Origin of the sequence: Pseudobacter sp., assembly GCF_051955275.1 — a bacterium.
GTDB lineage: Bacteria > Bacteroidota > Bacteroidia > Chitinophagales > Chitinophagaceae > Pseudobacter.
On sequence record NZ_JBQCGW010000247.1, the window covers coordinates 1 to 10,924 of the forward strand.

Below are 10,924 nucleotides of genomic sequence, written 5' to 3' on the forward strand. Positions count from 1 at the left end.
AGCCATAGAAATAAATGGTATTGGATGCTGTATCGATCCGCAGTATTTTTCCTGAAGTCCATTCACCGGAGGTAACAGCCTGTTGTAAACGCCCCTCACCATCATAGTGATAATAATGCCCCCATCCCGAACGGTCAGACCACCAGAGGATGGATTTCCCATCCTGCAGGATATGAACCTTGAAAAGGTCTTCGTTGATGAATGGTTTGCTTACTTCATGAATAAGCACTTTTACTGCACCTGTTGCCGTATCCACGGCGCAGAGTTCCACTTCATCCCTGGTCCGTTTGTACCGGAGGAAATACACTTTACTTCCTGCATACAAAACTTCCAGCTGCTGGTCCTTCCAGCGTTCCGTTTTTACTCGCCGGAAAGATCCTTTAGCCGCATTACCGATATACAGCTCATATTGCGTAACATCTTTATCCAGGGGCGTTTCATATTTGTAGGATACGGTTCTCGGCCTCGGCTGTGTAAGCGTATGCACTACGGCCATCATGCCCACTTTTCTTCTATCCTTCCTGACTGCATAATAACATTCCGATCCTTTTATCCAAACGGCCTCTGAATTGGTTTCCTTTCTGCTGCTGGTGTCTTCATCATTTACATTGAATGAATAATACAAACCGGCATCATTGGTAAGCGGCTGTTCCAGGCTGTCTGCCGTACGTTTCAACCACAGGTTGTGTTGCCTTGCAAACAATTGCCATTTCTTGTTGGAGGAAATCCCAACCCGGTAATCTCCACTGTAGGAGACCTTGCCCGTATCTTTTACCAGTTTGCCGGTGGCAAACAGATAGTTGTATTTATCAGCCCTGTATTGGATCCCAAGACCACGTTGGAAGTTCAGTCCCGGGCCTGTGATCTTTATGGCGGCGGTATCGATCTTTTCCTTCCTGATCCTGGCCAGTTCTTTAGCCAGGAATGATTTATCCGATAAATTCCATCTCTTCTTTTTCACAGGATCCACGAGGAAATAATTCTTTTCCGTACTGTCTGAAGCCACAAACCAGAACCTGCCTTCCTTACCTGCAAAAAAAGGAACGATGGACATGGAGCCGATCTGCTTATTGAGATTGGGGGCATCGAAGTAATTTGCCGGGTCTTCCTGTGCCAGTACAAAGCCAGGCATCAATACGGCCATGAACAGTGCGCTACAGATAAGTCTTAGCATGATTTACCAGGTTCGGATTTTTTGAATGTGCTGCCGTTTCTTTGATCACCTCTATCCAGCGGGGAAAATCTTTCCTTTTATAAGAAGGTATAAAAGAGACGAAATCAAAAACGATATTCATGTTATCACTGTTGAACTTACCAACATGATCGGCCAGCAGGTTTACCACTTTGTTACTGTCTTTCTTACACGCAGCTTCCGCAATATCCATCATCACCAGCAGGTCTTTTTTATCGGGTACCCGTGTACGTTTGATCTGTTTACGGTACCGTTCAAAATCTTCTTTATTATACCCGAAGTTCTTCTGGTAATAACCTCTCAGACAGTAGCCTGTCATTTTCCTGAATACCCCTGATATCTTCTGGTCCACTACCTCTTTGCCCTGCACGGCGGCAAAAGGTTTCCAGTTATCCACCAGGTAGTTGAAATTATGACTGTTCATATCAGAGAGCTCGCGGGAATAATGATTCTCTCCAAAGAGAAACCAGTTCTCTTTGGCCGTTCTTTCTGCGGGGGTGAGCAGGTTGAAGTATTCGAGCGCCAGTTCCTGCGCTGGTTTTCTTTCCAGCATTTTCAGGGATTCCCAGATATAATCGCGCATCAGCTGATGCGAGCGGTCGCCCGCATTATACCTGCTCCATATCTTTACGATTTCATTGTCCGGATCGATCCCTGTTCTGATCTTTTTCATGAATTCGGGAGCAGACAACCCGCCCACGAATTTGTAAAGCAAAGTTCCTTCACCGTCGAAGATCAGGAAACTGGGATAGGCGCCCACCTTGTATTTTTTACCTGCTGCCGGACCTTCTCCCTTTTCCATATCCAGTTTCAGGTTGATGAAACGGCTGTTGAAGAAATCCGCTATGGAGTCGAGCGTGAATACATACTTCGACATTTGTTTACAGGGACCGCACCATTCAGTGTAACAATCTACAAAAACGAGTTTATTTTCCGTTTTTGCCCGGGAAATGATTCCCGGCAGGTCTTTGTGCTCGAAATTGATCTCCCTGTTCTGAGAAAAAACAGGATTAAACAGCATCAATAACGGCAACCAACATATGATCTTCCTCATTTTTTACTTGTTTATTTTGGCGAAGAATTCTTTTTCGATCTTCATTTTCATCAGGCTGTAATTTTCTCTCGTGAGCAACTCGGTATGTTCCCTGCTCATTTCGTTCACCTTTCCGGCCAGACGCTTCATATAATAGTGCAGCAACATATTGCCGTCGCCAAGTCCCTGACTGATATTGTTCTTAAAGGCGGCCTGACTCAGGTTAGTTACAAAACTGAGCTGTGTAGCACGTTGCGCAGCAGTCAGGTTTTTATTCTTATCAAATGAGAAGAATATTTCCTTATCCAGGAAATCAAAAAGTGCTGATGGAGTCAAAGCGTCTTTACTTTTCTCTTCCGCGGCGGCCAGGTTACCCAGCACCTGCACGGAAACGATCTTATTCAGCACTGCATCTTTCAGTTGCATATTCCACTCCTCCACATCCAGCACTTTTCCATTAGGCGCCAGTTTTACATTCATCCATGATGGAGGACCGTTAAAAACCTGGTCTGCCAGGAACTGAAGCGCTTTCTTTTGCTGAGCGGCCGGCACTTCAATGCGATTCCTTTTACGGACCGAAACCCCGCCAACCTGGTCGGTCACTTCCAATACATATTTGGTGAATTCCTTTTGCAGGGCGCCATACAGCGTTCCGTTCACATTGAAGAGTTCCTCAGTTCCATCCAGCAGGGAAGATATATTCCCCATCAGCGGGTACAGTGCTTTCAGGTTATTAATACCGAGTGTAGCTGCTTCAGTGATATCATCGGACAAATCAGCTTTGCGAACAAGTGGATCTTCCTTATCGGTGGTTTGCCAGCAATAGTTTACAGGATATGCACCGGTGCCGTAGGCCCATTGAATGGCTGCAATATCGTCTGCCCCTATGCGAGGGATCAGTTCTTCCACTGGGACCCTGTCAGCGGGCTGCGCCAGGTAGTTGAAACCAAGCTCATCCATGATGGAACCGCTGATGCCATTTTGCCGGAGGAAAGCGGCATTGCGCAATTGTGCAGGAGAATAGCGGGTACTGCCCAGCAGATTGTCTTTCAACCCCAGTACTTCGCCCATCGCACGCATAACTTTCCATTGTATGATAGCTGATGCGATCTCTTTGTTTTTGAGGTCTTTGGTGATGCGTGCATCTGTTGCTCCGCATTGCACCAGATATTTCAACATCCATTCATCCAGCAGTCCATTGGTCAGGTTGATCCTGGCCGTTATGATCTCACCGGTTTCAGGGTTATCCACTGTTGCTGCGAGCACGTTCATATAAGCATTAGCCCAGTTGACCACCACTTTTCCGGGAGCCAGTTGCAGGTTCCTGCCCGTGCCCACTTCTATCACATCCTGGAAACCAGCTGCATTGAACGCTTTATTCCAGGCCAGTATGCCGTTCTTCACAGCATTACGGTAGAGTGCAGGTGTTGCCTCATCGATCATCACACTGATCTTTCTTTCCGGCGCCACCATGCCTTTATGTTTCTTTGAGCCCGGACGGATATCCCACTTACGGATAAACGAAGTTTTACGGGCTGTATAGGCTGTTTTACCATAATCGATAAAAGAAAAGGTCTCAAAACCAGTTTCTCCTTCAGCGATCTTCCTGGTCATTTTTTCTACCGGCAGCAGGGAGATCAGCAGTTCTACCTCAAAACTGGAATAGTTTGCGGATTTGGGTCCCACACTGGAACGGGCCAGATAATCCGTTTGAGAACGCTCCACCAGGAAACGTACCCCTTCTTTTTCAGGTGACACCTGTTGCACAAAAGATCTTTGCGGATCAGGGCTGCTCAGGTAACTCTTATCTGCAAAACTAAACCAGTCCCCGCTTTCCATAAGTTGCCTGGTGATCTCTATGATATAACTGTTCTGTTGTTTGCCGTATGCTTCTATCCTGTAACCATAGTTCACGGGTAACATGGCGGAGCGTTGCATTGATCTCTCCATGTCACCATTGGCATCTCCTGAAGCGCCTTCACTGAAAAAGGGTCTGGTTACATTTATGAAATCGTTGATCCCTTTGCTGAAACGGATGATACCGGTGGATTTGGCAATGGCAGATGCATTTCCCCGGCTAACATAGGCCATTACCAGTACATCCCTGTTCAGGTATTCAGCAGGTATTTCCAGGTAAAAGCTCTTTCCTTTCTGGTATACAGGAAAAATTCCTCCGGTCATCTTCATCTCATTGGTAAAGAACTTATCGAAGGCAACCGGACTTTTAGCGGGTACCTGGGCCTGTGCGGTCATCACCAGCAGGCAGGCTGAAAATATCATCGTTCTTATAAACATCAGTCCTGTTTTATTGCATTATTTGTTTGCCGTTATTGTTGTTACAGTTCCTGTTTTCCAGATACTCACCAGATCATACATGGATTGCAGATGCGTTTGGGTAAGCAGGTCCCTGGTTACTGGAATTCCTTTTCTTATTTTATCCCGGATTGCGTCTACCAGTATGGACATCTGTAAAGCGATATCATTTGAATAATTGGCTTTTGACTCAGCAGAAGTGATGAGGTTCACCAGTAATGTCCGCTGCTGGATCCTCCGGAATGTATTCACCGGCTGGCCATTACCGATCCCGTCAAAGATCTTATCGGATAAACGCCTGATGAAATCCATCGGATCGATGTTTGTCTGTCCGGAAGCCATGTAATTCTGTCTGATCTGCGCAAAACTGAAGAAGAGTTTACCCAGACCTTTTGCGAAGGAAGGCATTCCATCTTCTTCAAAAGAGAACCCTGCTTTTTGCAACACTGCCGGAGGGAAGAGCCAATCGGGGTATTGGATCAGGTATTCTTCCAGGAAGGCAAGTGCATCCAGCTGATCGTTGATGCTGGCGGCCTCAGAAGGTTTCATGCCTTCTTCCGGAAGCGCATCCTGGTTATTATACCGTGCGCCGATCATTCTTTCCACATGCCCGATATAAGAATGGAATCTTCCTACCATACTTCGGTATTGCTGCGCATAATAAACATCATCCGCTTTCATCTCTTTCATCCAGGAATCGAAATGCTGCATGATCAGCTTCAGGTTCTTCATACCCAACCTGCCTGCTATTGCTGCATTATGCCCTACATCTTCCGATTGAATGCGGGGGTCATACAATTCACTTTCACTTCCGAAAACAAGCCTTGGATCTTTTCTTTTTGCAGACACCCATTTGCTCAGTGAATCAGCTTCCTGCCTGGGAGAATTGAATTGCGGCAGGTAGCGATAGCCCCATTCAATAGCAAAGCGGTCGTATATGCCGATACCTGGAAGCAGCAGTTCCACCGGCATTTTATCTTCCGGCTGCACTACATAATTGTAACGCATATAATCCATCACAGAAGCACCGAAACCATTGCGTTTCACAAATTCCGGATTGCGGATACTGTCCGTATTGTAGCAGGAACTACCGGCAAAATTGTGACGTAGGCCCAGGGCATGCCCCACTTCATGTGTGATCACATTTTTCAGGAGTTTACCCACCAGTTCCCTGTTCATCGGGAATTGCCGGGCAGCAGGGTCAAGCGTAGCGCACATGGTGAAGTACCAGCGTGAAACAAGGTCCATGATATTATGGAATACCGCCACCCTGGAACTGATGATCTCTCCTGAACGTGGATCGCAAACCATCGGGCCATAGGCGTTGGGCACTTGCGAAGGCTTGTACGAGATATAGGAATAGCGTACATCCTCGATGGAATAACTGCTATCTGTTTCCGCCGGTTCCGGTTTGGCGCTGATCGCATTCCTGAAGCCGGCCTCTTCAAATACTTTAGCCCATTCATTCACTCCATCGATGAAAAAGGGCACCAGATAGGCAGGAAGGTCACGGTCAATATAGAACAGGATTGGTTTTTCCGGTTCTACCAATTCGCCAGCCAGGTATTTCTGAAGGTCCTGCGGTTTAGGTTTGAGGTTCCACCTGGTGGCCAGTTGAACGAAGCGCGGATTATCGGGGTAATTGTCAAGATCACGTATGCTCCTGGTAAAATATCCTACTCGCTTGTCGAAGAAGCGTTGTGGCATGGGGTTTTCAGGTAACAGTATCCAACTGGCCCCAACCTCCCAGATGGAGGCATCCAGCGGTTTTTTCGCAGATCCCGCTCCCGGCATCAGCCCACCCTGCCCGGAGGGCGGCGGTGCACCGGCGCCATAACTCCTTACGGAGCGGAAATTGATATTACCCGGAAAGGTTTTCACACCGGTTACATAGGATTTGTCTTTTTGCAGCTCACCAATACCCAATTCATCTTTGGCTCCTTTGAGGGAGAACAGTTCCGTATCGGCATTGTACAGGTCTGTGATATCTATGAGCACTGCATTGGGAGAAACAGCTTTCACGTCAAAACTGTGTATCACCGGCAGTAGCCTGTCTGCAATAGGTTTGTAGTAGGGCGTGCTGCTGTCTTTTGCATTGAGGAAATAAGGCTGAACAAAAGTCATGCGCTTTCCATCCTCCGATCTTTTGAATTGGAAAACGGTCTCAAAGACAGCGTCGCCTGAAAAGCCATACCGTTTATCGGCGCCGCGTTCTTTCTGCGCTGATCCTTTCACGATAGTAATGGCTGCCAGTACATCACGGCCATTCAATGCATCCGGTATTTCCATCAGGTACCGGCCTTCCTGCACATAAATATTGCACATTCCTTCCAGCAACTGGGCGCCGGGCTTTATGAAAGCAGACAATTGTGGCAAACTATCCGGCTTGCCGGCATCCTGCCCCCAGGAGAGTAAGGGAGCAGGTGCCAGCATAGCTGATAACATTATGGTACGAAGTATATTCATGGTCTTAATTTCCTTTTCCGGCAATGCACTGCCTGATACACCCGTTGCCGGATGCATGCATAAATGCCGGTGCTGGTGTTTATCTGGATATAGAGGCGTTCCCGATCTGTTGCAGATCTATATTGTATTTCTCGATAAAATAATTGCGAACGATATTATACCGTTGCCTGATCTTTCCGAAACGGTCTTTGGTTGGATTCAATATTCCAACAAAAGATTTGGTGGTATTGGGTGCGCTGGTATTCAATACAGATTCAGGGTAACCTGTCATGGCCAGGATATATTCCTCCCAATCCTGCACAGGTCCTGAACCATAATAATTGGTAATGGCTCCTGCATCATATGCAGCCGGCTGGGTGGTAAAGTTGGTAGCATATGAAGTTACCTTCACAAAATCTGCTGGGGGCTCAATAGGTTTGCGGCCAAAAATATTCCGCATGAACATATTGTTCACTTTGTAGATGAAGGTGCCGGAATCCAGGGCCGTCATATTTTCAACAGCCACGCTGCCATAATTCACACTGATATTATCGAGGTTGAACCAGGCCCCTACTGGTTTATTTATAACCGTTACAGTGGTAGGGGTTGTACTGAAATCATATTTAAGCGAAGAAGAGTCCACAGCTGCGCATAACAGGATTTTGGCCGGCAGAAATGTTTTCAGGAATTCATCTGAATAATAATCAAACCAGCAGGCCTGTATCAGGTTGAGTTGTTTGGCGATAAACGGTTCTTCGGCGGGTTTTACCAGGAAGCCTGTGGTCCAGGCTTTGGTAGCTTCATTGTACCTGGTATTCTTCCAGCCGGAGGGGGTCCAGTAAGCATCCCTGTCGGAGAATTTGTAAAGCAGGTAGGAGCCGTATTTATCGAAGTACTGGCCAATGGTTTTATCGAAATCATTATTACCCTGCGGCAATACATATCCCTGGCTTTCTTCAGAAGGTTGCAGTTTTTCTTCTTTTTTGCAGGAGCTTACCAGCAAAACAAAAACGCAGACTATATAAAAGTTAAGTTTCATGATGTAGTGCATTTAACGTGGGTTAGGGATCAGGTTATTGTTCCTGCCGATGGCAGTAGCGGGAATGGGCAGTGCATACAGCGGGCTGTTGGCCGGAAGTACAAACTGCTTGGTATCCCCTTCAGCATCCACCAGAATATGGGTAACGGACAGGCCTAACCGCTTGATATCCGCCCATCTCGTATTCTCTTCAAAGCTGAGTTCCCTTCTGCGCTCTTCCAGCACATAAGTCAGCAGGGCATCTCCAGTGCTGATATCAACCGGTGTGTAGGCTGTGTTGCGCGTATCGTACCTGCTTTCGCGAAGATCATTGATGTCTTTTAGCGCCTGTATGCGGTCTGCATCCTGTGCTGTACGAAGGAATCTTCTTGTCAGTGCTTCTGACCTGATGATATATACCTCTCCCGTGCGGATACCTTTATCACCGGCTGTGATATTCAAACCAATTTTAGAGGTACGTGCGGGATATTGCACACCACCGAGCGTGTACTTGAAAAAGTTCAGGGTATAGCGGAGATCGCCCATATTGTTATTGTCAGGCCCAATGAAGAAACTGTTCCGCAGTTCATCCGACACCGTAAATGGCGGATTGAGGTTGGAGAAGGAATTAGCTGCGGGATAGAATGTTGCCAGCGAGTTGGGGTTGGATCCATACTGCCAGAGCACTTCAACGCTTCTCTGGGGATCATAGATACCGGTCATGGAAACTACATTTCCCGTTCCGATATAATTTTTCAGCGATGTCAGCTGGGGGCGTTCACTGATCACCAGTCCGGCGTACTCGATGGCTTTGTCCATATCCGCATCCAGCCCCCTGTACAGGTAGAAACGGGCAAGCATGGCATAAGCTGTAAGATGACCAACCCTGAAAGTGGAAGGTGCTACGAAATTATCCTTCAGCAATTGCGCTGCTTCCAGCAGGTCTGTCTCTATCTGGTCGAATGTTCTGCGTAAAGTATGACGTGCAACATGTTCATCGCTCACCTGCATGGTAAGTATGAGTGGCAGGCCAGGTGCGGTTTCCGGGTTCACACCAGCTCCTCTGTATGGCAGACAGTAAAGCTGTGCCAGTTTGAGGTAGTAATAGCCGCGCAGGAACAATGCCTGGCCACGCAATGCCATTTTCTTCGTATCCAGCCCGTCCACTTTAGGCGTGTAATCGATAACGATATTGCAGCCTTTGATCTTGTTGTAATAGTTCTTCCAGGCGTCCACGGCGGTAGCAACAGTTCCCGTAGTTCCTTCCAGTTCCAGGGGATCGAACCCAAAAATGCCCTTTCCATTTTCCTGGAATGGAATGTAGGTAGTATTGATGGTACCGTTGGTATTTTTAGGAAGTCCATTTGATTTAACATCATCCGTAAGCATATCTGAAAACCATTCCAGTGCTGTTGTATACGGGTAGGCATCACTGTGCATGAATGCCGTCATATCTTCCACGGAGGAAGGTCTGATCTCATCCGGGCTTGTTTCTTCCAGGAATTTTTTACAGGAAGTGGCAAGCAAGCAAACCGGTAACAGGTATATGAATATTTTTTTCATTTCGATGTCAGATTTTAGGATTAGAAACTGGCGGAAACAGTGAGCGTATACGTTCTCGTACGCGGTTGCTGGCCTGTAGCCACTTCCGCATCCCGGCCTTTGAAATCTTTACTTACGATAGAGAACAACTGGCTCACGCCGGCTCCGAAATTGATATTGTTACACCTGAGTTTGCGGGCAACACTTTCAGGCATGGAGTAGTTGATGCTGAGATTATTGCATTGGAGGGATGTGGCATCCACTACCCTTGCGCTGCTGTTATTGTACATTTCATACACCTGGGTAAATGTGCGCTTGTCAGGCAGCTGGAAAGAAGTGAGTGTATAATCCGGTAATCCGGGAAAGGAAGCGGTTTTGTTAGACGGCGTCCATCTTGCCAGCAACTCTGCAGAAATGTTTTCATACTCAGAAGGCAATCTTCCCGCAGTTGCGTTATAGGCAGGCAGCAGGAATTTCTTGCCACCTACGCGCAGGTTGAGGGTAGTGCTGAGTGACCAGCGCTTGTAGCGGAAGCTCATACCCAGACCGGCCGTAAAATCAGGGTCCAGTTTACCCATGTATTTCATGTAAGTGGTGGGATCGCCGATGGAGTCTGCTCCCTTTGCCACCTGTGTGTTGAAAACCGGGTATCCATTTTCTGCATTGATACCGGTATAATCGAAGGCCCAGAACCCTGTAACCGGGTATCCTGCTTTATAGAAAGAGCCGCTGGTGGCAGCTTTCCAGTTGACAAGCTGTGTGCCTGTTCTGGTGATCTCGTTGAAATTTTTGGACGTGTTCATGCTCAGGTTCCAGGTAAAATCCTTTGTACGCACCGGAGTAAAGCTGGCACTGATCTCCAGTCCGCGATTGATCATGCTGCCACCATTGATGGGCATGCTTTCCACCCCATACTCCACCGGCACTTTTAATTCACTGATGAGGTCGCGGCCTCTCTTCTCGTAATATTCAACGGTGGCCATCACCTTTCCATGGAAGAGACTGAGGTCAACCCCGAAGTTGGCAGAAGAGTTCCTTTCCCAACGGAGGTCTGCATAAGGCAGTTTGCTCAATGTGAGCAGGTCCTCTCCCGTGAATACATCAACGCTGTTGGCAGATGCGCCGGTTGGGATGCGCACGATCAGATCCGGACTGACGCTGCTCACAATATTTCGCTGATATCCGAAGCTGGCGCGCAGGTTGAGGTCTGCCAGCCAGTTCGTCTTATCAAACCATTTCTCACGGGCCATGTTCCAGCGAAGTCCGCCTGCCCAAACGGGATTGAATTTTTCCCCGGTATATTGGCCAAAACGGTTGGAGGCATCTGAGCGCACACTGGCATTGAGCACATACCTGCCGTCGTATGAATAGTTCATCGTTG

At 47.5% G+C, this 10,924-nt stretch carries 6 protein-coding genes and 1 pseudogene; all 7 read right to left on the reverse strand.

From position 1 onward, the window contains the following. Positions 1-1,174 (reverse strand): DPP IV N-terminal domain-containing protein (locus ACTHMC_RS21365; protein ID WP_440416242.1); only part of this gene is annotated, 1,174 nt, incomplete at its 3' end. Beyond that, entirely contained in the window at positions 1,155-2,246 is a 1,092-nt protein-coding gene (locus tag ACTHMC_RS21370; RefSeq protein ID WP_440416244.1) for a thioredoxin family protein, read from the reverse strand. The genes ACTHMC_RS21365 and ACTHMC_RS21370, both read right to left, overlap by 20 nt. A 3-nt stretch (positions 2,247-2,249) precedes the next feature. Continuing rightward, positions 2,250-4,520 carry a zinc-dependent metalloprotease gene (locus tag ACTHMC_RS21375; protein WP_440416245.1) on the reverse strand — a complete coding sequence of 757 codons (2,271 nt, stop codon included), beginning with the start codon at positions 4,518-4,520 and terminating at the stop codon, positions 2,250-2,252. Positions 4,521-4,538: 18 nt separating this feature from the next. Further along, entirely contained in the window at positions 4,539-7,004 is a 2,466-nt protein-coding gene (locus ACTHMC_RS21380) for a zinc-dependent metalloprotease (protein WP_440416247.1), read from the reverse strand. Between the two features lie 79 nt (positions 7,005-7,083). Then, complete coding sequence (locus tag ACTHMC_RS21385; RefSeq protein ID WP_440416249.1) at positions 7,084-8,022, reverse strand: putative zinc-binding metallopeptidase; 939 nt, start codon at positions 8,020-8,022, stop codon at positions 7,084-7,086. 12 nt (positions 8,023-8,034) lie between these two features. Then, the gene (locus ACTHMC_RS21390; protein ID WP_440416250.1) at positions 8,035-9,564 is read right to left on the reverse strand and encodes a RagB/SusD family nutrient uptake outer membrane protein; all 1,530 of its coding nucleotides are present in this window, start codon (positions 9,562-9,564) and stop codon (positions 8,035-8,037) included. Between the two features lie 20 nt (positions 9,565-9,584). Then, positions 9,585-10,924: pseudogene (locus ACTHMC_RS21395) on the reverse strand (SusC/RagA family TonB-linked outer membrane protein); the annotation flags it as partial.

Bases quoted from the DNA above. Each gene is read 5' to 3' on its own strand.
- ACTHMC_RS21370 (WP_440416244.1), bottom strand. From the start codon at position 2,246: ATGAGGAAGATCATATGTTGGTTGCCGTTATTGATGCTGTTTAATCCT.
- ACTHMC_RS21375 (WP_440416245.1), bottom strand. From the start codon at position 4,520: ATGTTTATAAGAACGATGATATTTTCAGCCTGCCTGCTGGTGATGACC.
- ACTHMC_RS21380 (WP_440416247.1), bottom strand. From the start codon at position 7,004: ATGAATATACTTCGTACCATAATGTTATCAGCTATGCTGGCACCTGCT.
- ACTHMC_RS21385 (WP_440416249.1), bottom strand. From the start codon at position 8,022: ATGAAACTTAACTTTTATATAGTCTGCGTTTTTGTTTTGCTGGTAAGC.
- ACTHMC_RS21390 (WP_440416250.1), bottom strand. From the start codon at position 9,564: ATGAAAAAAATATTCATATACCTGTTACCGGTTTGCTTGCTTGCCACT.